General features: G+C 38.9%; 21 protein-coding genes. 2 read left to right on the plus strand and 19 right to left on the minus strand.

The features are described 5' to 3' along the window. Positions 1 to 28 precede the first annotated feature (28 nt). The 3 genes from sdaAB to GH754_RS03715 all read right to left on the minus strand — a co-directional run bounded on the left by sdaAB (position 29) and on the right by GH754_RS03715 (position 3,045). Entirely contained in the window at positions 29 to 691 is a 663-nt protein-coding gene (sdaAB, locus tag GH754_RS03705) for an L-serine ammonia-lyase, iron-sulfur-dependent subunit beta (protein ID WP_153727392.1), read from the minus strand. Positions 692 to 933: 242 nt separating this feature from the next. Then, on the minus strand, positions 934 to 2,607 hold the full coding sequence (locus GH754_RS03710; RefSeq protein ID WP_323741835.1) for a DAK2 domain-containing protein: 1,674 nt from the start codon (positions 2,605 to 2,607) through the stop codon (positions 934 to 936). Positions 2,608 to 2,682: 75 nt separating this feature from the next. Further along, on the minus strand, positions 2,683 to 3,045 hold the full coding sequence (locus GH754_RS03715; protein WP_153727393.1) for an Asp23/Gls24 family envelope stress response protein: 363 nt from the start codon (positions 3,043 to 3,045) through the stop codon (positions 2,683 to 2,685). A 305-nt stretch (positions 3,046 to 3,350) separates the two neighbouring features. Between GH754_RS03715 and rpmB the strand changes: the two genes are divergently transcribed. Then, positions 3,351 to 3,539, plus strand: coding sequence for a 50S ribosomal protein L28 (rpmB, locus tag GH754_RS03720; RefSeq protein WP_153727394.1), 189 nt, complete (start codon positions 3,351 to 3,353; stop codon positions 3,537 to 3,539). Positions 3,540 to 3,654: 115 nt separating this feature from the next. On the opposite strand, the gene spoVM is transcribed toward rpmB, so the two are convergent. The 15 genes from spoVM to GH754_RS03795 all read right to left on the minus strand — a co-directional run bounded on the left by spoVM (position 3,655) and on the right by GH754_RS03795 (position 20,395). Then, positions 3,655 to 3,735: a stage V sporulation protein SpoVM gene (spoVM, locus tag GH754_RS03725; RefSeq protein WP_153727701.1), complete on the minus strand. Its 81-nt coding sequence runs from the start codon at positions 3,733 to 3,735 to the stop codon at positions 3,655 to 3,657. 68 nt (positions 3,736 to 3,803) lie between these two features. Beyond that, positions 3,804 to 4,460 carry a thiamine diphosphokinase gene (locus tag GH754_RS03730; RefSeq protein ID WP_323741836.1) on the minus strand — a complete coding sequence of 219 codons (657 nt, stop codon included), beginning with the start codon at positions 4,458 to 4,460 and terminating at the stop codon, positions 3,804 to 3,806. Between the two features lie 50 nt (positions 4,461 to 4,510). Beyond that, on the minus strand, positions 4,511 to 5,161 hold the full coding sequence (gene rpe, locus GH754_RS03735) for a ribulose-phosphate 3-epimerase (protein WP_323741837.1): 651 nt from the start codon (positions 5,159 to 5,161) through the stop codon (positions 4,511 to 4,513). 2 nt (positions 5,162 to 5,163) lie between these two features. Next, the gene (gene rsgA, locus GH754_RS03740; RefSeq protein ID WP_153727396.1) at positions 5,164 to 6,048 is read right to left on the minus strand and encodes a ribosome small subunit-dependent GTPase A; all 885 of its coding nucleotides are present in this window, start codon (positions 6,046 to 6,048) and stop codon (positions 5,164 to 5,166) included. A gap of 4 nt (positions 6,049 to 6,052) precedes the next feature. Further along, positions 6,053 to 8,056 (minus strand): Stk1 family PASTA domain-containing Ser/Thr kinase, encoded by a 2,004-nt coding sequence (gene pknB, locus GH754_RS03745; RefSeq protein ID WP_323741838.1) that lies wholly within the window; start codon positions 8,054 to 8,056, stop codon positions 6,053 to 6,055. Positions 8,057 to 8,058: 2 nt separating this feature from the next. Next, positions 8,059 to 8,811 (minus strand): Stp1/IreP family PP2C-type Ser/Thr phosphatase, encoded by a 753-nt coding sequence (locus tag GH754_RS03750; protein ID WP_323741839.1) that lies wholly within the window; start codon positions 8,809 to 8,811, stop codon positions 8,059 to 8,061. Positions 8,812 to 8,941: 130 nt separating this feature from the next. After that, complete coding sequence (gene rsmB, locus GH754_RS03755) at positions 8,942 to 10,282, minus strand: 16S rRNA (cytosine(967)-C(5))-methyltransferase RsmB (protein ID WP_153727397.1); 1,341 nt, start codon at positions 10,280 to 10,282, stop codon at positions 8,942 to 8,944. A gap of 1 nt (position 10,283) precedes the next feature. Then, a complete protein-coding gene (gene fmt / locus GH754_RS03760; RefSeq protein ID WP_153727398.1) occupies positions 10,284 to 11,222 on the minus strand; it encodes a methionyl-tRNA formyltransferase in 939 nt (312 codons plus the stop codon). Between the two features lie 15 nt (positions 11,223 to 11,237). Next, entirely contained in the window at positions 11,238 to 13,649 is a 2,412-nt protein-coding gene (gene priA, locus GH754_RS03765; RefSeq protein WP_323741840.1) for a primosomal protein N', read from the minus strand. Continuing rightward, positions 13,646 to 14,860, minus strand: a complete 1,215-nt coding sequence (gene coaBC / locus GH754_RS03770) for a bifunctional phosphopantothenoylcysteine decarboxylase/phosphopantothenate--cysteine ligase CoaBC (protein WP_153727399.1) — start codon at positions 14,858 to 14,860, stop codon at positions 13,646 to 13,648. The genes priA and coaBC overlap by 4 nt, the downstream gene beginning before the upstream one ends. Before the next feature lie 646 nt (positions 14,861 to 15,506). Then, entirely contained in the window at positions 15,507 to 15,713 is a 207-nt protein-coding gene (gene rpoZ, locus GH754_RS03775; protein WP_153727400.1) for a DNA-directed RNA polymerase subunit omega, read from the minus strand. Continuing rightward, positions 15,710 to 16,330 (minus strand): guanylate kinase, encoded by a 621-nt coding sequence (gene gmk / locus GH754_RS03780; protein WP_323741841.1) that lies wholly within the window; start codon positions 16,328 to 16,330, stop codon positions 15,710 to 15,712. The genes rpoZ and gmk overlap by 4 nt, the downstream gene beginning before the upstream one ends. A gap of 12 nt (positions 16,331 to 16,342) precedes the next feature. Then, complete coding sequence (remA, locus tag GH754_RS03785; protein ID WP_153727401.1) at positions 16,343 to 16,606, minus strand: extracellular matrix/biofilm regulator RemA; 264 nt, start codon at positions 16,604 to 16,606, stop codon at positions 16,343 to 16,345. Positions 16,607 to 16,730: 124 nt separating this feature from the next. Continuing rightward, complete coding sequence (locus tag GH754_RS03790) at positions 16,731 to 17,621, minus strand: YicC/YloC family endoribonuclease (RefSeq protein ID WP_194841273.1); 891 nt, start codon at positions 17,619 to 17,621, stop codon at positions 16,731 to 16,733. Between the two features lie 119 nt (positions 17,622 to 17,740). After that, positions 17,741 to 20,395, minus strand: a complete 2,655-nt coding sequence (locus GH754_RS03795) for a calcium-translocating P-type ATPase, SERCA-type (RefSeq protein WP_153727403.1) — start codon at positions 20,393 to 20,395, stop codon at positions 17,741 to 17,743. A 90-nt stretch (positions 20,396 to 20,485) separates the two neighbouring features. Between GH754_RS03795 and GH754_RS03800 the strand changes: the two genes are divergently transcribed. Continuing rightward, on the plus strand, positions 20,486 to 22,195 hold the full coding sequence (locus GH754_RS03800) for an Rqc2 family fibronectin-binding protein (protein WP_153727404.1): 1,710 nt from the start codon (positions 20,486 to 20,488) through the stop codon (positions 22,193 to 22,195). Between the two features lie 46 nt (positions 22,196 to 22,241). Here GH754_RS03800 and GH754_RS03805 read toward each other — a convergent pair whose 3' ends face one another. Further along, positions 22,242 to 22,520, minus strand: coding sequence for a hypothetical protein (locus tag GH754_RS03805; RefSeq protein ID WP_153727405.1), 279 nt, complete (start codon positions 22,518 to 22,520; stop codon positions 22,242 to 22,244). Between the last annotated feature and the right edge of the window lie 22 nt (positions 22,521 to 22,542).

Here is a 22,542-nt window from a genome sequence, read left to right on the forward strand (position 1 = left end):
TTCTTGTAAGCGTTTTCCGTTCTTTGCACTATTCAGAAACCTTTGCCACTTGAATGATGTGGTCTTCTTTTTCTAATTGCGTAATAATCTCCGGATCAATGTTTTCATCCGTCTCAATAACCATAAGAGCTTCCTTCCCCTGTTCTCTTCTGGAAACTTCCATATGACCAATATTAATTTCATATTTTGCTAAGATTTGAGTCACTGATGCAATCGCACCAAATCGGTCATTATGCATCACTAAAATGGCGGGATGATGTCCTGATAGCTGTAAGTCAAATCCATTCAATTCGGTAATTTCAGCCTTACCACCACCGATGGATATCCCTACAAGCTCAAGGTCCTCTTTTTCATCCCCGATCTGTATACGCGCCGTGTTCGGATGATCTGGAATCGCCTCTTCCTCAATAAACTCAATCTTTATATCTCGTTCAGTAGCAATCTTGATCGATTCACTCATTCTCGTATCAAACGTATCAAAATCTAGTAAACCACCTATAATCGCCACATCTGTACCATGCCCTTTATAGGTGCTTGCAAATGAACCATAAAGGTGAATCTTAGCCCATTTGGGTTCTCGACCAAAAAGCTTTCTCGCCATACGTCCAATGCGAGCTGCTCCGGCAGTATGTGAACTTGAAGGGCCTATCATCACGGGCCCGATAATATCAAATACCGATCTAAACTTCATGATTTTCACCCCTTATTAAAAACTATAGCTATCGTAAAATTATCATTTCTGAATCACAACTTCCTAATACTATTCTATCGGGAAAAAGCTATTCTGCCAAACATTATTATTAAAATTATATAGAAAGGCTGGATTTTAAGGTTGATTATGGGACGATTTTGAGAAAGGTTATCGCCATAAAAAAGACGTATACTTCAATTGTATACGTCTTTGCATAATCATTCTAAAATATAGCCATTTGCTTATTCTATTGAGAATATAAACGAATAAATCGGTTGTTCACCCTGATGAACTTCCACTTCCATATCTTCAAAATTCTCTTCAATAAAGGCCTCAATTTGTTCAACTTCTTCATCACGACCCTCTTCGCCTTGAAGAATGGTAATGATTTCATCCTCATCGTCATCGACCATATTGTTCAACAGCTCTTTAATTGCCTCGAGCTTATCCTGATGGGTTGATTTAATTTTACCATCAGCAATTCCCATATAATTGCCCTTTTCAATGGTCATACCGTCGATTTGAGTATCCCTCACAGCATATGTCACTTGTCCCGTTTTCACGGCTTGGGCGGCCTCACTCATCGCTTCTTTATTTTCCTCAAGATCTTTTTCTGGGTGGAATAGAAGCAGTGCACTCATCCCTTGTGGAACGGTTTTGGTTGGGATTACTACCACTTCAGAATCACTCAGCTCAACAGCCTGTTCGGCGGCCATTAAAATATTTTTATTATTCGGCATGACAATAACCTTTTTAGCATTTGCTTGTTGAATAGCCTCTGCAATATCCTGAGTACTTGGGTTCATGGTTTGTCCACCTTCAATGACAACAGTAGCTCCTAGGCTTTCAAATAGGTTCTTAATGCCCCCGCCCATGGCTACAGTTACAATTCCATACTCAGCTTGTTCTTTCTGAGGCTTAGAAGTATCTGCCTTACCATCTCCAACAATATCTGTATGTTGTTGACGCATATTTTCAATTTTTAGGTTGATGAGACTTCCAAATTTTTGACCATAGTTTAAAACTTCTCCAGGATACTCAGCATGAACATGTACTTTTACGATTTCATCATCTGATACGACTAGTAATGAATCACCATGCTCACTTAAGGTGTTTCGGAAAGCCTCTTCATCAAAAGGATTTTCAGCAAGCTTTTCTTCTTCAAATTTAACCATGAATTCTGTACAATATCCAAATTCAATTTCGGATGTATCCATGAAGTCCTGATGCATCTTATGGTGTTCTGCATTTACCATTTCATTCATAGACACACCTGTGTCCGTTTGTTCAGGGAGTTCTTCTCCTTTTAAAGAAGCTAAAAATCCTTCATAAACAGTAACCAATCCCTGGCCACCACTATCCACGACACCAACTTCCTTTAAAACAGGAAGTAGCTCAGGAGTACGATTCAAGGATTCTTTCGCTTCTTTTAAGATATTCTCCATTAATTCAATTATATCTTTTGCGGAGTCAGCAGAAGCCTTCGCTGCCTTTGCTGCATCTTTTGCCACTGTTAAAATGGTACCTTCAACAGGCTTCATTACTGCTTTATAGGCTGTTTCCACTCCTGCTTCAAACGCATCAGCTAAATCCTTTACTGTTAGGACATCATGATCCTTTACCGATTTTGAGAAGCCTCTGAATAATTGAGACAAGATTACACCTGAGTTCCCTCTTGCTCCCATTAATAGACCCTTAGCGAAAGATTCACCAACAGAGCCCACGCTAGAAGTGTTTGCCTTTTTCACTTCGTTAGCACCAGAAGTCATAGTTAAATTCATATTGGTACCCGTGTCACCATCTGGGACAGGGAATACATTTAAAGCATCAATCATTTGGGCATTATTAGATAGATGACTTGCTCCTAATAAAACCATTTGAGCAAATTGCGCTCCATCAATAGTTTTTACCGTCACTACATACTTCCTCCTTCATACCTGTCTAGTGTAATTTCCTGTATTTAAGGGAACTACACTTTCCAACACGTTCAATTAAGCATTCGTTACACGCACGCCTTGAACGTAAATGTTAACCGAATCCACAGCTAATCCAACTGTTTTGTTTAATGTATACTTCACTTGGTTTTGAACATTATGTGCAACCTCAGAAATTTTTGTACCGTAACTAACAATAATATACATATCAATGTGAATTTGATCGTTTTCCTGTCGTACGACTATACCTTTTGAAAAGTTCCCTTTACGTAAAATCTCTGCAAGTCCATCTCTTAATTGTTTCTTAGAAGCCATTCCTACAATGCCATAACATTCAACGGCAGCACCACCAGCAATCGTAGAGATTACATCAGTCGAAATGGTTACATGACCATATTCATTTTGTAAATCAATGGACATATGAATCCTCCTCTATACGTCACTATGCTCAAGGTTATTTTACTACAAAGAAAAATTTTTTACTATCAGATTTTATTCGTTTGTATCGTTGATTGTACTGGGAAATTGAAAGATAAGCTATATGTATGAATCCAAACCCACTTCATACAATGGCTGAAAACTTTCATAATGTCAAGAAATAATATTTACACACCAGTCGATGTCTATGTTCCCTCTTTTCATATTGCATTCTTTTTATGATTATGATAAATTGATTAAGTATGTATTGGGTTCAATAGTTAGATTGACAAGTAGGAGGGATTATGATGGCTCGTAAATGTGTCGTAACTGGACGTAAAACACGTTCTGGAAATAGCCGTTCTCACGCGATGAACGCTAATAAACGTAAATGGAAATCAAATGTACAAAAAGTTCGTGTCATGATTGACGGGAAACCTCAAAAAGTATATGTATCTGCACGTGCACTTAAATCTGGTAAAATCAAGCGTGCGTAATTGCTATAAACCGAGGTTTTAAAAATCTTAATCACCAAAAAAAGCTGTCAGACATTGTTTGACAGCTTTTTTTGATTTACCTTTACATATGGGGTTGTGATCTTGTAGTAGAAACTCATTCTTTCTTGAATATCCCAATAATCCCCTTAACCATACCACCGAGAAATTTTGGGAGTTTAATCGTATAAAATTTCATTAGATCCCCCTCCTCTAACGATCAAATCAAATTCCACATGATCCCGTATAATCAAATGAAGACGCACATTACAACTGTACATCATGGCTCCTTACAACTAATAATATGCCTTCACTAAATGAAAAAGTACCTTTTTTTCCAATTAAACAATTGGACGTTGCTAAAGAAGTACCATATTCTAGATTCTTGTTTATTAAAGGGTAATAAAACCCTTTTAGCGTAAGGTTTTTAATGGATGTGGACTGTGGAATAAATGAGATGTTTTCAAATTTTTCATCATACTCTAGACTATGCACACCCGCCCTTTTTAGTTCAATTTTATTATATTTATCTATAATAATTCCGTTCATTTTATACTCACTTAATTGATAGAGTAATTGAATATTAACAAGTTCGTGATCCAAACGCCCCCCTGTAACACCAAAGAGCTGGATATGTTTCGGCTTTAACTCTATTGCCTTTTGTAAAGCAATTTCTAAATCTGTTTGATCTTTCTCTGCAGGGTACTCCTTGATATGATTACATTCCCTACGTATGACTTCCATCTCTTCTTTTGTCACTGAATCAAAATCTCCCAAACCGTAATCAGGTTTAATACCTTCCTCTAGTAAGTGAATACAGCCACGGTCTGCTCCAATCCATATGGTATTTTCCAATTGATATGATTGTAAATCTGGAAGACGAATGGCAGGTCCACCACCTACAACAGCCACAGTCTCAACCACGTGAGTTAGCCTCCTTATAGCGAAAAAGCTGCCAAATTGGCAGCTTTCATCTAAGTATGATATAAAATCGTTTCGATTGCCTTTTTACGATCCTGTTGATTAAAAATAGCGCTTCCTGCAACAAGAACATCAGCACCTGCATCCACACAGCGTTTTGCTGTATCCTTGTTCACACCACCATCAACCTCAATTTCGAAGGATAAGCCCTGCTCCTGTCTCCAATGAGCGATTTGTCGTATCTTTGGAACTACAGATTCAATAAATTCTTGTCCTCCAAACCCAGGATTTACTGTCATTAGTAGAATTAAATCAACATCAGCTAAAATAGGTTGAATGAGTTCTGCTGGCGTAGCTGGATTAATCACTACACCCGCTTTCACTCCTTCGTTTTTGATCATCTGAACGGCACGATGTAAATGAACAGTAGACTCTTGATGAACTGTTATAATATTCGCACCCGCTTTAGCAAATGCTGAAATATAGTTTTCAGGATTTTCAATCATTAAGTGAACGTCTAATGGTAACTCTGTTATGGGTCGAATAGAATCCACGATTAAGGGCCCAATCGTAATGTTAGGTACAAAATGCCCATCCATCACATCTACATGAATATAGTCTGCTCCAGCTGTTTCAACGTCTTTAATTTCTTCCCCTAGCTTAGCAAAATCAGCTGATAAAATAGAAGGTGCAATTTTAGTCACTTTCAATACCTCGGCTTTCTTATTTGAATTTCCTCTAGAAACTGTAAGTAATGCTCATAACGAAAGCTTGGAATTTGGCCCTTTTCAACGGCCGCTTTCACTGCACACTTGGGTTCTTTATGGTGCATACAACCTCTAAATTTACAATCATCCTGCACTGCTACCATGTCAGGAAAATAAGCTGGTAATTTTTCGCTATCTATTTCTCTAAAATCCAAGGAACTAAATCCAGGTGTATCGGCTACTAACCCATTGAATAAGGGAATGAGCTCCACATGTCTAGTGGTATGTTTTCCTCGGCCTAAGCTTTCGGAGATATGATTGGTGTCAATATTTAGGTTGGGATCCAAAGCATTTAAAAGGGAAGACTTGCCTACACCCGATTGACCAGCAATCACGGATGATTTTCCCTCAATATAAGGAATTAGTTGGCGAAAGAGCTCCTCATCCTTGGATGATGTGAGAACAACTGAATATCCCATATTTTCATAAATGGATTGATATTTAGCCATTTCATTCTTCACTTGTTCTGAAGCTAAATCCATTTTAGAAATAACGATTAATGGCTCAATTCCTTTCGACTCTACTAAGACGAGAAAGCGGTCTAAAAGCAAGGCGTTAAAGTCCGGCTCAAGACATGATGTCACAATAATCGCTTGTTCAATATTGGATACTGGGGGACGGATTAATTCATTTTTCCGCTTCTCAATTTTTGTCACATAGCCATCTCCATCATCCATAATATCGATTTCTACACGATCTCCTACCAAAGGCGATATTTTTTGCTTACGAAAAAGCCCTCTCCCTCTGCACTGATATGTTTGTCCATCATCCGTTTTAACGTAATAAAAACCGCTTAATGCTTTTACAATGGTTCCCTTCGTCATGCTATTAATCTCCACCTTCTGGGTTTGAAAATTCATCCTGTTTGACAGATGTCCCATCAACAATGATTTGGTAGCTCCCTGTTTGACCAGGCGCAACTGTCACTTCAAATTGATAGGTCTTATCATTTTCAATCGTCTCATTCACATAAGTCGTTGAGCCATCAATATCTTCAATGTTAATGACCACATGTTTTGTTTGAGGCTCCTGTTGTTTTGGCGGTTGTTCTTCTTCATTATTACCTGACCCTTGTTCATTCTCTGTTGGCTGCTCAACCTTTACTGTATACTCAACTGAAAATGACTTAGGTTTTGGTTCAGCACCTTTTGATATCACAACAGATATTTCCGTTCCTTTTTCCACCTCTGTATAGGCTTCAGGAATTTGACTAATCACTTTTCCTTCCTCCACCTCATCAGAAAACTCTTCCTTTGGATCTGAGGACATTGTTAGCTCATTTTCACTTATATACTGATCGACTTCCTCGAGTGTCATTCCTTTTAGCGACCTTAGAGAAATGGTTTCTGGTCCACTGCTCACCTCAAGTCTGACTGTAGTTTCTTCTGGAACAACCTCAGCCTCTGGCATTGGATCTTGAGAAATAATAGTACCCTCTTCTTTATCTGACGTGACATTAAATTCACGAACATCACTGTAGCCCAATCCTTCTAAGAGGGTCCGAATTTGACTTATTTGTTCCCCAACATAATCACCAAATACTTCTTTCTCTTTTCCTATACTAGTGAAAATCGTAACCGTTTGCCCTTCTTTAACTAAGGAGCCCGCACTTGGGTCTGATTCAATCACATAGCCTTCCTCTACTGTGTCAGAATTTCTTGATTCATTTTCTACATTCAATCCCAAATCACTCAATTGATTAAACGCCTCTTCATAGGTTAAGCCTTCTACATCAGCAACCTCAACTTCTTCTGGCATGAACAATTTCGGTAGGATAAACAAAGCAACAATCGCTGCAGCTACTAACACACCAAGTATGGAAAAGGTCCAAACCTTCCAATTTTTCTTCTTCTTTTTGGGTTCACCTGTTACGTCATCTTGCTTTTTATGAACCACTGTTTCATCATTTTCAAGATGCTCGATTTGGTGATCGTTGGTGATTACCGGGATTGCTTTCGTTTCCTCTCCTTCTTCCTGAGGCGGGATAAATTTCTTCTCATTCATGCGACTAGGTAATAAAGCCGTAGCCAAATCCTCTTCAAACTGATAAGCGTATTCATAGCGATGAAAAGGGTTTTTAGCTGTTGCTTTTAAAACAATATTCTCAACACTTTGAGGAATTTCAGGAACCCATCTTCTTACAGAAGGCGTTTCACTCTGGAGGTGCTTAAGCGCGATAGATACTGCTGATTCGCCAGAAAATGGCAGTCTTCCGGTTAGCATTTCAAAAAAGACAATTCCTAGTGAATAAATGTCAGATTTTTTTATTGCTGTTCCACCTCTAGCCTGCTCAGGTGATAGATAATGTACCGAACCTAGAACTGAATTCGTTTGCGTGACACTTGTCCTACTCAATGCCATTGCGATTCCAAAGTCCGTCACCTTAGCAGTGCCACTTTGGTCAATTAAAATATTTTGTGGCTTTAAATCACGATGGATAATTTCATTGTTATGCGCATGCGTAATGGCGGAAGTAACCTGCTTCATGATATCAATAGCTTCATCCACAGGTAAGGGGCCATAATTTTGAATATATTGCTTTAGAGTCATCCCCTTCACATATTCCATTACGATGTAATAGATATTATCATCTTCTTCCCCGACATCATAGATATTTACAATATTCGGGTGTGACAAACTAATCGTTGATTGCGCTTCTCTTCTAAATCTTTCAATAAACTCATCGTCATCAGCATACTCCATACGAAGAACTTTGATGGCAACATCCCGTTCTAAGATTAAATCACGAGCGACATACACATTGGCCATTCCACCGCCGCCAATCGTGTCGATGATTTTATACCGTTCACTTAAAACTTGTCCTCTGAACACCTTTACTCACCCTCTTTCGTTAGAGGGATATTTTGTACAATGCTCAAGGAGATGTTGTCCTCGCCACCTCGTTCATTTGCTAAATTGACTAACTTGTTTAAAGCTTCATCAATTGAATCCGACTCGACAACGAATTGATGTAACTCATCATCCTCTACTTTGTTCGTTAAACCATCTGAGCAAAGGATAAGGTAATTATTCTCCTCCCACCCAATCGTTTTCGTATCAATTTCGATGGACTCTTCAGTTCCAAGTGCCTTTAACAGGACATGTTTTCGAGGATGGTGTTCCGCATCTTCAGGCGAAAGCTGACCTGTTTTCACAAGCTCATTTACTAATGAATGATCTTCAGTCACCTGAGTGAAGCCATGGCTATTAGATAGATAGCACCTACTATCACCGATATGTCCAATAGTTATAAATTCCTCCGTGCAAATGGCCGCAACTACTGTTGTACCCATACCTTTGCATTCTTCATGCTCAATGGCATATCGAAATATGGTTTGATTAGCTTCCTTTATATGTTTTTCTAACCAGGCTTGAGCTTGCTCTGGTGATGTAATCGAATCTGTCTCTTTCCATCTCTTATGTAATTCCGTTGTGGCAAGGGAGCTAGCCACATCTCCTGCACTATGTCCACCCATACCATCAGCCACAATGGCTAAAATTTGTTTTTGTTTGTTTTCATATATGCCACCAGAATCCTCATTATGGCTGCGTACATGTCCCGTATCTGTTAGAAATTTCCCTAACACTCGTTTCACCCCGTCTCTTTCATACCAAACTTAATGACTCTATTGTCCACATTTATATTATTACATTCTACATTTTCCAAGGTTATCCTTTATCCTTTTTGTAAGCATAACACTAATGATGTGTTATTGCTTATTTTCTTTTAACTAATCTAGTAAGGAAAAAACCGTCAGTATTTAAGTCTTGTGGGAATAATTGAAGTCCCCATTCACTTAACCCCGGAAGTGTTTTCACTACCTCGGGTAACTCATCCATAAAAGTAGGATCAACAGTAAACTCATCATGTTTTAGTAAAAATGCCTTGATTAAGTGTTCATTTTCTTCTTTATCCACCGTACAGGTACTATAGACAAGCTTGCCATTTGTCTTGAGTAAGGGGCTTACGGACTCTAAAAGTTCCTTTTGGATACTAGCTAAATTGTGTATGTCCTCTGCGCTTTTCTGATACTTAATATCTGGTTTGCCTCTTAAAACCCCGAGTCCAGAACAAGGAGCATCTAACAAAATTCGATCAAAAAAATTAGTATCATAAAATTGATCTAGGTTTCGACTATCCCCTTGTTTAGCTTCAATATTCGTTAACCCTAAATCCTTTGCTTTTTCTTCCACTAATTTGGCCTTTTTTACATGTAAATCATATGCATGGATTTTACCTTCATTTTTCATTTTTTCAGCTATATGGGTTGTTTTTCCTCCTGGTGCACTACAGGCATCTAAGACAAACATGCCAGGCTTTACGTCCATCATTTCCCCCACAAGCATAGAGCTTTCATCTTGAACGGTAAAGCTCTCTTTAAAAAGCGGATGACGGAAGATGTTCCCACTTTTCACGATAATCCCTTGAGGAGATAATGAAGAAGGCTCCAATTCAAAGCCGTCATGTTGTAATCGTTCCATTGCTTTATCACGTGTTATATTTAACGATTGTACCCTGACAGAAGTAGGCTTGGCATGAAGGTTACGGTAACACATTGATCTTGCTACATCAAAGCCATACCATTTTACAAAGCGCTCTACAAGCCACTTGGGATGACTTGTTTCAATGGCTAGCCTTTCGACGGGATCCTCGATGGATTCAAGTGATGGAACACCGCTTCGTTGAATATTACGCAAAACTCCATTCACAAATGAACCTACACCCTTGCCCCCTTTTTTCTTTGCCATTTCCACGGACTCATAAATAATGGCATGATCAGGCACCTTTTCTAAATACTCCATTTGATAGATTGCAAGGTATAACAACCATCTTACCCAAGGCTTCACTCTTTTTCGCACAAAAGGAGCTAAATAAAAGGCAAGGGTGTCTCTGCGTTGTAGGGTTCCATATACGAGTTCGGTAAGCAGTCCGACATCTTTACGATTCAAATCATCCTTATCAATTTCTTGTTGAATAAGTAAATGACTATACCCTCCACCTTGTCCAACTCTTAGTAATATGTTAAGTGCTGCTTCTCGTACTGTTTTCTGTGCCATGCTATTCTCCTAACTGATCACCAATTTCGAGTGTACTACCTGTACCTCTTAAAAAGGATTCGGATGTCATTCTCTTTTTACCTGATGGCTGTAAGTCCGTAATTCGAATTGCTTTACCGTCTCCACAAACCACGACTAATCCATTATCTAAATCAACTATCGTTCCTGGTTTATGGTCGTAGGTTTTATGCACTTTTTCACCCCACCACACTTTAATGTTCTTCCCTTTTAATGTAGTCGAAGCTACTGGCCATGGATGTAAACCGCGAATATGGTTATACACAACAGCTTGAGGATTTGCCCAGTCAATTCTTTCCTGTTCTCTTTTAATATTATAGGCAAAAGTAGCTTGTTCATGATTTTGTTTTTGGGCTGTAATGGTTTTGTTAAATACTTTAGGTAATGTATCCTTCAATAATTCTGAACCTGCTTCTGAAAGCTTGTCATGCAACGTTCCAACATGATCATCATCAGCAATTGGGACACTCACCTTGGCCAGCATATCTCCAGCATCCAAAGCCTCAACCATGTACATAATGGTGACACCTGTTTCTTTTTTTCCCTGTAATATTGCGTAATGTATTGGTGCCCCACCCCTTAATTCTGGCAACAGAGAAGCGTGAACATTAATACATCCGTATGTAGGAAATTCCAATAATGCTTTTGGCAGGATTTGCCCAAAAGCGGCTGTAACAATTAAATCTGGTTTATATTCAACAACAGCTTCATACTCACTTTTAATCTTTTCAGGCTGTAAAACCGGGATATTGTGCTTTTCTGCTTCGACCTTCACCGGTGGAGGTGTTAAAATTCGCTTCCGTCCCTTTGGCCGGTCCGGTTGAGTCACAACCGCCACTACCTCATAGCCTTCCTCAATAATTGTCCGTAATACGGGAACCGAAAAGTCTGGGGTGCCCATAAAAACAATCCTTTGTGACATCCAAATTCTCTCCTTCTACATCATATGATTCGGCTGAAAATCGACATTAATTTGCAAATCTTTATTTTGAATTTCATGTTCAAATTCCTGTACTATTTTCCTCATATTTGTATATAAGTTGGGTTCATTTCTGTATTTTACCATGCATTGATAGCGATATCTATTTTTGATCCTTGTGATAGGAGAAGGCGTTGGCCCTAATATTTTCGTCTGATTATTACTCATCTCATTCAGTTTTTTCGCAACTCTTTGTGTTACTTGAATAACATACGGATGGTTAGGATGTGAAATCGTAATTAAGGCCAGGAAATAATATGGTGGATATTGAAAGGCCTTCCTCACTTTCATTTCATGTCCAAAAAACGCTTCATAATCATATTGACTGGCAAGCTCTACACTATAATGATCAGGAGTGTACGTCTGTACAATCACTTCTCCAGGTAATTGATGTCGGCCAGCACGTCCGCTTACTTGGGTTAACAGCTGAAATGTCTTTTCCGCTGAACGAAAATCGGGAATATGAAGCATAGAATCCGCAGCCAAAACCCCTACGAGTGTGACATTATCGAAATCAAGTCCCTTGGCTATCATCTGTGTGCCAAGCAAAATGTCAGCCTTCTTATCCTTAAACTGAGCCAAAAGCCTCTCATGGGCTCCCTTTCTTCTAGTCGTATCTACATCCATTCGGATAATCCGTGCCTCAGGAAAGGTTTGCTGTAAGGATTCCTCAACTTTTTGTGTGCCCGTACCGAAATAACGGATTGATTCACTTTCGCAGTGGGGACATAGCTTTGGCATCGGGATTTCATATGAACAATAATGACATTTTAGTTTTTCCTGTTTCCGATGATAGGTTAGCGATATATCACAATGTGGACAATCAATTGTACTTCCACAGTCTCTACACATGACAAAAGTAGAATATCCACGGCGATTCAACAATAGTACAATCTGTTCTTTTTTCTGAATTCTTTCCTGTATTTTCTCTTGTAGAGGAAAGGAAAACATTGAACGATTCCCTTTGTGGAGCTCCTCACGCATATCTACAATGTCTACCTCTGGCATGTTCTGATTGTTCACTCTTTTGGATAAGGTTAAAAGTTTATAAACACCTTTTTTCCCTCTTGCAAAGGACTCAAGCGTTGGAGTCGCACTCCCTAAAACAACAGGACACTGATGAAATTCACCTCTAAAAATAGCCACATCCCTGGCATGATAACGAGGTGTATCATCTTGCTTGTAGCTTGTTTCGTGTTCTTCATCAATAATAATGATGCCTAAATGACGAAACGGAGCAAATATTGCGGATCTTGCTCCGACTACAACCTGAACTTCTTGCCTTTGGATTTTACGCCACTCATCAAACTTTTCCCCTGCTGATAATCCACTATGCATAACCGCAACTTTAGATCCAAATCTTCCTTTAAAGCGGTGAACCATTTGTGGTGTTAAGGATATTTCTGGAACGAGAACAATAGCCTCTTGCCCTTTTTCTATTGCTTTCTGGATAGATTGTAAATAAACCTCCGTCTTACCACTCCCTGTCACACCGTGTAACAAAAATACATCATGGTTTTCCTTTTGTATTGTTTCGTGAATTGGCTCAATTACTTCAGCTTGTTCTGTGGTGAGTGGAAGCGGATCCGTTTTTTCAAAGTTCCGATTCTCATAAGGGTCACGGTAAATTTCTTGCTCGTATGTTTCTAACAAACCTTTTTGTACAAGGGTCTGAACGGTTGATCTCGTTGTATGTAATTTCCCCTCTAGTTGCTTAATGGGAAGTGGCTCATTATCCTCTAGAAAATATTCAATAATGACACGCTGTTTTTTGGCATGCTTCGGTATATCAACTAACGCCTCTTCCAATAAGAGAGGATTTACAGGACGTACCCAGGTAAGTTTCTTTTTTGTTTCCTTACTTTTTACTACATATTGCACTTCTACATAGCCATCTTTAATCGCCTTTTGTATGTGATGGTAAGAGATATTTCGTTCCTCAATTTCTGAAAATGAGACGACTGCTCTTCCGACGAATAAGCTTTTTAGCACAGGAGATAACTCCTCTTCTCCTTCGACTAATAGCTTTAACTCCTTATTATATTTAGCCTTCAAAATTTGTGGTAACATTACTTGGAGTGTTGATATTTTAAAGCTTAATGTGGTATCCGCGAGCCATGTACCTAGTTTTAATAGCTCATCCGTAAGTACTGGAGTCATATCCATAACCTCTACAATACTTTTAAGCTTTTCGATAGATGAGTCATTTTGCATATCAACGACGAACCCCATTACCTTCCTAGGACCAAAGGGGACAATGACTCGCATTCCCTTTTCAACAATATCTTCATACTTTTCTGGAATGAGGTAATCAAAGAGACGATCAATAGACATCGATGGTACGTCTACTATTACTCTTGCTACTTTCACGACTTACCACCCTTTATATCCGTTTCAATTAGTGTTAAGACTTGCTGTGCAATTTGTGTTTTTGACGAAAGCGGTAAGGATTTTTCGATGCCTCTCTTCGATAAAAAGGTAACTTCATTGGTATCACCTGAAAAACCAGTACCTTCTTGACTCACATCATTGATCACAATTGCATCTAAATTTTTACGTGTTAATTTATCTTTTCCGTATTCTATAGCTTGATTGGTTTCAGCTGCAAATCCAACTAAGTATTGCTCCTTTTTCTTTTCTCCAAGTGCCTGTAATATATCTCTTGTACGCTCCATTTCAATGACAAGAGATCCTTCTTTCTTTTTCATTTTATGGTTATATTGCTGTTTTGGTCGATAATCAGCGACCGCTGCCGCTTTTATAACAATATCTGCCTCGTCAAAATGCTCTAAAACGGTATTGTACATATCTTCAGCTGATTGAACGGGTAGTACATTTACTCCGGGTGGCTGAGACAGATCGGTTGGTCCAGAAACTAAAGTAACCTTTGCACCGAGACTTTCTGCCATTTGTGCCAGTGCATACCCCATTTTTCCAGATGAATGGTTAGTGAAAAAACGAACCGGATCAACAATTTCCTGTGTAGGTCCTGCTGTTACAAGTACATGCTTGTTCTGATAAAAAGAGGATGCTTGTTTATTCGTTTCCCGTTCTTCAATTACCTGAATAATCGTCTCAGGCTCTTCTAATCTACCTTTCCCAACATATCCACAGGCAAGAAATCCTTCACCAGGCTCAATAAATTGATAGCCAAACGAAGCTAAGGTATTCATGTTATTTTGCACGGCTGGATGTGCATACATATGTACATTCATAGCTGGAGCTACATAGATAGAGGCACTCGTTGCCAATAAAGTTGTGGAAAGCATATCATCCGCTATGCCATTGGCTACCTTACCTAAAATATTGGCAGTTGCTGGGGCAAGAAGGAAAATGTCTGCCCAGTCCGCCAAGTCTATATGAGCAATTTTTTGCGGGTCCTTTTCATCAAATGTATCTGTATAAACAGGCTGTCTGGATAATGCTTGAAAAGTTAGAGGGCTGACAAATTGTTGGGCATGATCTGTCATGATTACTTTTACATTTGCTCCTCTTTGACTTAGTTTACTTGTAAGCGCACAAGCCTTATAAGCCGCAATTCCTCCTGAGACCCCTAATACAATATTTTTCCCCTTAACCATAGTTCATCCCTCCAGGTTTGTGTATACCATTAGACGTTTAATCACGATATAGTAAACTTTCTTTTCTAAGAGAGTACTGTTATTGACTGAAAAGATATAAAATGCGACGTAGCTAGCTAAATATAGTTTCGTTCTGAACTGAGTAATATGAGTGCATGCAAACCGTTCCGGCAGAATACTTCGCTTTCCATGGGCACGGCCTCAGTCTCCTCGGAAGCCCAGACCGCTTCCTGCGGGGCCTTCACCACGCTTCCTCCCATAGGAGTCTCAGTATTCTGCCTCCACTATTGGAGTGTTCTGAAGAATGCATAGTTAAAAGCTTTTGATTACCAATAGTTCACCTCTAAATAAACGAAAGAGGCACTGCTTATAGCGGAGGAAATACACGGAGACTCCTGCGGGAGCAAAGAGACAGCTGAGACCCCGCAACGTAGTGAGGAGGCTCAGCGCTCGCCCGTGGAAAGCGAAGTGTATTTCCGTAGCGACGGTTTCGCTCTCATCAAATTGACATATGAAAGCAAGTCTTACTAAAGTTACATCGCATTTTATATCAAATGTGTAGCTAAAAAACAACAACGTTAACGAAAACAGCCATAGTAAAAAATAACAACCTGATGAAGGTTGTTATTTCAAAGTTTGCTCTTCATTATTCGTAATCGTGAGAATCGGTATCAAGGTGTTCTGCTTGAATTTCCTCTAAAGCAACACCGACTAATTTATGGGATGTCACTTCATCTACCATTGGGTCTTTCGTCGTTTGCAATTCACGAGCGCGTTTTGCTGACAAAATCACTAAGGCGTATTTTGAATTCACCTTTTCTAACAATTCATCAACAGAAGGTTCCAACATCATGACTCATCACTCTCCAACGCTTTTTTATATTCTTCTGCAATGCGTTCACGTTTGCAATGTTCACTTTGAACAATAGCCTGTATTCGTTTGACTGCTTGATCAATTTCATCATTGACTACAACGTAATCATATGCTTCCATCATTTCTATTTCTTCTTTAGCCGCTAATAAGCGATTGCGGACAAGGTCTTCCGTTTCGGTTCCCCGATTTACAATTCTGTTTTTCAACTCATCAAGGCTTGGTGGAAACAAAAAGATGAAGACACCTTCTGGAAAATTCTCCTTTACTTGAAGTGCACCTTGTACTTCAATTTCCAAGAAGACATCTTTTCCCTCTGCTAATGTTTGTTCTACATAGCGTCTAGGAGTTCCATAGTAGTTCCCGACATATTCCGCCCATTCCAATAGCTCCCCATGTTCAATCATGTTTTCTACCTCATCCTTCTCATGAAAGAAGTAGTCAACACCATGAGTCTCACCATTTCTCGGTTTACGAGTTGTAATGGAAATGGAATATTGTAAATCCGTTTCTTTTTCAAATAGTGCTTTACGAACGGTTCCTTTTCCTACACCCGAAGGACCTGAAAGCACAAACAAAATCCCTTTCTTATCAATCACACTACCTGCCTCCTAGCCTTCATACGATAAATCATCGTTGCTAATCACTCTTTGACCGACTGTCTCTGGTTGTACTGCTGATAGGATAACATGATCACTATCAGATACAATTACAGCACGTGTACGTCGACCATATGTAGCATCTATAAGCTTATTATTGTCTCTTGCTACAGAGATAATTCTTTTTATTGGCGCAGACTCCGGAGAAGTAATAGAAATAATACGATTTGCGGATACAACGTTACCAAAGCCTATATTGATTAGTTTCAAACTCAAGTGTGGTTCCTCCTCTAATTTTGCCGTAATATCAGCATTAACTATATAAAAAGTTGAATTATTACCGCCCTTTTTTTGCGCATAAAGCTTGCCTTCTAAAACAAATTTACCTTATTATCACGTTTTATTCAACATTTTGTACTTGTTCTTTCAACTTTTCAATCTCACTTTTGATCGTTACAACCCATTCAGTAATTTGGACATCATTTGATTTTGAACCAATGGTATTCGTTTCACGTAGCATTTCCTGTACTATAAAATCTAGCTTTCTGCCGACAGGTTCCTGTTTTTCTAAGCTTGATTCAAATTGTTCTAAATGGCTAAACAAACGGGTAATTTCTTCTGTAATATCCCCTTTTTCAGCCATAAGAGCTACTTCCTGTATTACTTTACTATCGTCCTCTCGCAGTTCTTCTGTTAAATATTCTTTCAATCTTTGTAAAATTCTCTCTCTGTACTGTTCAATTACAATTTGACGATGCTTTTCTAATTGTTTTACAGTTTGTTTAATTTCTGTAGTTCGATTACGTAAATCATCATAAATAATATTGCCTTCTCTTTTTCTCATTTCAGAGGCTTTCACTATTGCCTTTTCACATGTATTTAATAACGTTTCTTCAAATTTGTTATTAGCATCTTCCTGTTCCTCTACGGAAAAGACTTCTTCTAGTTTCAAAACCTCTTTGATACCTAAGGAGTCTGCTAATTGATACTTTTTTTGTAAGGCTTGAAAAGTTTCCATATACTGATCAAGTAAATTCCAATCAACCTGTAGCGATCGGTTAACTAGGCCCTCCCCTTCAATTGTGACAAACACATCGATTCGTCCCCGTTTAAAATAGGATCTTGCCTTCTTTTTCATATTTTCCTCAATATACAGAAGCATCTTTGGCATTTTAATAGACAGGTCCAAAAACCGATGATTAACTGTTCGAACTTCAACTGTTATTCTTGTGTTATCTAATGTGGTGACTTCTCTACCGTATCCTGTCATACTGGTAACCAAACTATTCACTTCCATTTCTTCTAAATAGGTGCACTCTACCATTAATCTTTATTTTATCATGAAATTTCCTCAATTTCGACCACATTTGTCATAATATACCGTTTTTTCATACATAAACGCTTATTTCCTTAATTTTTAGTTGGAACCCATAAAAAGGTTGGAATAGCACTTAAAGCCACAATGAAAATCCATTCAGTATAAGGCAAATCAACGGTATGGAAGATTGGTTGTAATGGTTCAAAGTATACGACTAATAACATTAATAGGATAGAAGAAATAACAGCTCCTACTAAGTATAGATTCCCAAACGGGTTACGAGCATAGACAGAGGAATCAGAACGACAATCAAAAACATGGATTAATTGGGCCATAACGAGTGTCGTGAAAGCAACCGTCTGTGCATATTCTAAATGGTTCGGGTTTTTGTGATAGGCAAATACAAAGGCTATGAGCGTCACGATTCCTATTAAAAGACCTCTACTAATAATTTTGTAGCCTAAACCTCTCGCAAATATACTTTCTTTTTGACTTCTAGGCGGTCGTGACATCACATTTTTTTCAGGTTGGTCTAGTCCTAAAGCAAGCGCTGGTAAACCATCCGTCACTAAATTGACCCATAAAATTTGAACGGGCACTAAAGGGAGTGGCATAGCTAGCATCATCGCAAACAGCATGACCAAAATCTCCCCAACATTAGAAGCAAGTAAATAACGAATAAATTTACGAATGTTTTCATAAATGTTCCGGCCCTCTTCTATCGCCGATTTAATTGTGGCAAAATGGTCATCCATCAAGATCAGTGATGAGGCCTCCTTTGTTACATCTGTTCCGCTTTTCCCCATACTAATGCCAATATCGCTTGCTTTAATTGCAGGAGCATCATTCACACCATCTCCTGTCATAGCCACGACGTGTCCACGGGACTGGAATGCCTTTACAATTCTTAGCTTATGCTCAGGAGAAACACGAGCAAAAACATAAACATCGTCAATAACTTCTTCAAGTGCTTCATCCGTCAAGTTGCTCAGTTGATATCCATCCATTACCTTTCCATTCAAAGGTAAAAGGGATAATTGTTTCGCAATGGCTTGAGCCGTATGAACATGGTCCCCTGTAATCATCACTGTTTTTACACCGGCTTGACGACAGCTTTTAATCGATTCCGCTACTTCCTCTCTAGGTGGGTCCATCATCCCGAATATTCCTATAAAAGTTAAATCGCTTTCCAATTGAAAGTCCTGATATTCCTTTTGTGGATCAATCTCTTTTATACAAACAGCGATGGTACGCAAGGCCGACTGTGCCATTTGCTGCATAACTAGATTGACCTTCTTCTCTCGATTCGGGGTAAAAGGTTTCCTTTTTCCTCCCTCCTGAATCCAGCTTGTCCGTTTTAACAAAACATCGGGAGCTCCTTTTGTAATGACAAATCGTGGACCACTTGCATCCTCCACAACGACAGACATTCGTTTCCGAGTCGAATCAAATGGGATTTCATAAATGGACTTAAATTCGGACAATTGCTTACGGTGAATTCCAGCCTTTTCTGCCGCTACCACTAAGGCTCCTTCAGTTGGGTCACCGTCAATATGATATTTCCCCTTTGTGTTCATTACTTCTGCATGACTACAAAGTAGGGTGTGTTGTAATAGATTCGTCAGGGGCTTTGATTCGAGTGGGTTTACTTTATGATCGTTAATCATAAACTTACCCTTAGGCTGATACCCCTTTCCCGTAACATTTAACTGTTGATTGGGGACAAAAATTTGTCTTACGGTCATTTGGTTTTGGGTAAGGGTGCCTGTCTTGTCTGAGCATATGACAGTGGCAGAACCTAAAGTCTCAACAGCTGATAGCTTCCGCACAACTGCTTTTCGTTTAATCATTCGCTGGACACCTAAGGATAATGCGACCGTCACAATCGCAGGAAGGCCTTCAGGTATAGCTGCAACTGCTAGTGATACTCCAGCTAAGAACATTTCATAGATTGGATGTCCTTGATAGATTCCAAGTACAGCAACCGCAGCGGTTAACAATAGTGCAGCCACAATTAAAATTTTACCAAGCTCCTCAAGCTTTCGCTCTAATGGAGTTGGCATCCGATCTGTTGAGGATAACATAGTAGCGATTTGCCCCATTGCTGTTGACATCCCTGTAGCGACAACAACACTAAGGCCATTTCCGCGAGTGACCAACGTTCCTGAAAAAGCCATGTTATGTTGATCCGCAAGCTCTACATCTTCTGAAATGACGTCAGTATGTTTATGTACTGGAAGAGATTCACCCGTTAAGATAGATTCCTCCACCTCTAAGCCTTTGGACTCTATTAAGCGAAGGTCTGCACTAATTCGATCACCCGTTTTTAATTTGACAATATCTCCTGGCACAAGGTATCTGCTTGATATTGAAATCCATTCCCCATCCCGAAAGACTGAGACTACGGGTGCAGACAGTTCCTTTAACTTGGCTAGCGACTTCTCGGCCTTCTGCTCTTGAAAGTACCCCAAAATACCGTTTAGCAATACGATTGCCATAATTGCGATTGCATCAATATATTCCCCTAATAATCCAGATACTAAGGTAGCCGCTAATAAAACAAGAACCATAAAATCCTTAAATTGTTGAACAAATAAGTAAAACCGCGACACCTTTTCGTGGTCAGAAATAACATTCTCACCAACTTGCTTTAACCTTTCATTCGATTGCTTTTCAGTCAGACCATCATGTATATTCGTACTAAGTTTTTCTAAAACTTCTGTCAGATTGCTCTTATACCATCTCAAGAGTCCATACCCCCATCACATATTCTCTTGTATATCTATTCAGACAAGCCTTAAAAAATGCTATACTTTGTATGTTATGAGGTGATTATAATGTCTTTTGACGGTGTAGTAACTCGTGCTGTTGTTCATGAATTAAGTAAGGAGCTTACAACAGGACGTATATTAAAGATTTATCAACCGACAAACAGTGAATTAATCTTCACAGTACGTAGCAATGGGAAAAACCACTCACTTCTATTGTCCGTACACCCAAGCTATGCACGGCTCCACTTAACCCAGGACTCTTTGAAAAACCCAAAAGAGCCTCCGATGTTTTGTATGCTGTTACGAAAGTATTTATCAGGGGGATTTATTGAAGCAATAGAACAAATCGATATGGAGCGTATTGTAAGGTTTCGTATTAGGAGTAAGGATGAGATTGGAGATGAAACAAGAAAATCTTTGATTGTTGAAATTATGGGAAAGCACAGCAACATTTTACTTGTGGATGATGAGAAAAATATCATTTTAGATAGTATTAAGCATGTTTCACCTGCTCAAAACCGTTATCGAACGATTATGCCTGGTCAACCATACGTGTTTCCACCGGATCAAGAAAAGCTAAATCCCGTGGACATCGATTCGGAACAATTCATTAAAAAATTAGATTTTAACCAAGGAAAAATTGACCAGCAGATTGTCAATACCTTTATGGGCTTTTCACCGATTCTTGCCCGTGAAATAACACATCAAGCCCATCTTGGTTCTGCCAACAGATATAAAGAAGTGTTTTCACAGGTCCAAAATCGACTTATCACGCATCAATATGTACCTATCATTTATCAAGGCAAGAAAGAGCAATTTTATGTGTTTGCTTTAGACTCAATTTCTGCTGAACAAGAGCAATTTTCATCAACGAGTAACATGCTTGATACCTTTTACCGAGGCAAGGCAGAACGAGACCGAGTCAAGCAGCAGACGGGAGACATTTACCGTCTACTAAAAAATGAACGAGATAAAAATAAACGGAAAATCAAAAAACATGAACAAACCTTAAAAAAGGCAGAAAAGGCAAGTGAGTATCAACGATTGGGTGAGCTTTTAACTGCTAATATGCATGCTGTCAAAGCCGGAGATTCTTCGGTTACCGTGATTAATTACTATGACCCAGAGCAAGCGGAAATAGAGATTGAGCTAAACCCGAATAAAACGCCTAGTGAAAATGCCCAAAGCTTTTTTCAAACCTATCAAAAATTAAAGAAATCCAAGGAAGTTGTTTTGAAGGAAATTGAAAAAGCAAAGGAAGAAATTATTTACTTAGAACAGCTTATGCAGCAGCTAGAATCTGCTAGGGAACAGGATTTAGAGGAAATTCGGGAAGAGCTGCAGGAGGAAGGCTACATAAGAAAGAGAACTACAGGGAAGTCCAAAAAGAAAAATCAAAAATTACGACCTGTATTGGATGAATATCAAGCCTCTGATGGTACGACCATTTTAGTTGGACGTAACAATAAGCAAAATGAGTATTTAACCAATCGTTTAGCCAATAAACAGGAAATATGGTTACACGCTAAGGATATTCCCGGCTCCCACGTAGTCATTCGTAGCCAAAATCCGTCTGAAGTGACGATTAGAGAAGCAGCGCAACTAGCTGCCTTTTATAGTAAGTCTAAAATGTCATCATCTGTACCTATTGACTACACAGAAGTTAAGCATGTTCGGAAGCCTAGTGGGGCCAAACCTGGGTATGTTATCTATGACCATCAACAAACCATATTTGTAACACCAGATGAAAAAAAGGTGCAGTCCATGAAAATATAGTAATGAACAGCAAAAAGAGCTTTGGGTTTTCCCAAAGCTCTTCTTACTAAATAAATTGAAACAATAAAACAAATAATAAAATGGTACCCACATATGTAAATAATCCTTGTCCCCAATACTTTTTAGAGTGGCGACGAATCATAAAATAATTCCAGATGCCAAATATAAAAATGCCGATTAGAAAACTAGCACTGGCTTTCCAAGAAAGAATAGATTCTGACTGTCCCATTTCAAAAAGAACCCATAAATAGATATACAAGTAACATGTGAATAATCCGAGTGCTGCATTTCCTATAATAAGCCAAGCCCATTTTGATATTTTCAAATCATCACAGCCTTTTACCATT

The sequence above is a fragment of the Salinibacillus xinjiangensis genome (assembly GCF_009649735.1).
GTDB lineage: Bacteria > Bacillota > Bacilli > Bacillales > Alkalibacillaceae > Salinibacillus > Salinibacillus xinjiangensis.

What these genes read in the sequence shown, in the direction of transcription:
- sdaAB (WP_153727392.1), bottom strand. Translation starts at nt 691, where the DNA reads ATGAAGTTTAGATCGGTATTTGATATTATCGGGCCCGTGATGATAGGC.
- GH754_RS03715 (WP_153727393.1), bottom strand. Translation starts at nt 3,045, where the DNA reads ATGTCCATTGATTTACAAAATGAATATGGTCATGTAACCATTTCGACT.
- rpmB (WP_153727394.1), top strand. Translation starts at nt 3,351, where the DNA reads ATGGCTCGTAAATGTGTCGTAACTGGACGTAAAACACGTTCTGGAAAT.
- spoVM (WP_153727701.1), bottom strand. Translation starts at nt 3,735, where the DNA reads ATGAAATTTTATACGATTAAACTCCCAAAATTTCTCGGTGGTATGGTT.
- rsgA (WP_153727396.1), bottom strand. Translation starts at nt 6,048, where the DNA reads ATGACGAAGGGAACCATTGTAAAAGCATTAAGCGGTTTTTATTACGTT.
- rsmB (WP_153727397.1), bottom strand. Translation starts at nt 10,282, where the DNA reads ATGGCACAGAAAACAGTACGAGAAGCAGCACTTAACATATTACTAAGA.
- fmt (WP_153727398.1), bottom strand. Translation starts at nt 11,222, where the DNA reads ATGTCACAAAGGATTGTTTTTATGGGCACCCCAGACTTTTCGGTTCCC.
- coaBC (WP_153727399.1), bottom strand. Translation starts at nt 14,860, where the DNA reads ATGGTTAAGGGGAAAAATATTGTATTAGGGGTCTCAGGAGGAATTGCG.
- rpoZ (WP_153727400.1), bottom strand. Translation starts at nt 15,713, where the DNA reads ATGATGTTGGAACCTTCTGTTGATGAATTGTTAGAAAAGGTGAATTCA.
- GH754_RS03800 (WP_153727404.1), top strand. Translation starts at nt 20,486, where the DNA reads ATGTCTTTTGACGGTGTAGTAACTCGTGCTGTTGTTCATGAATTAAGT.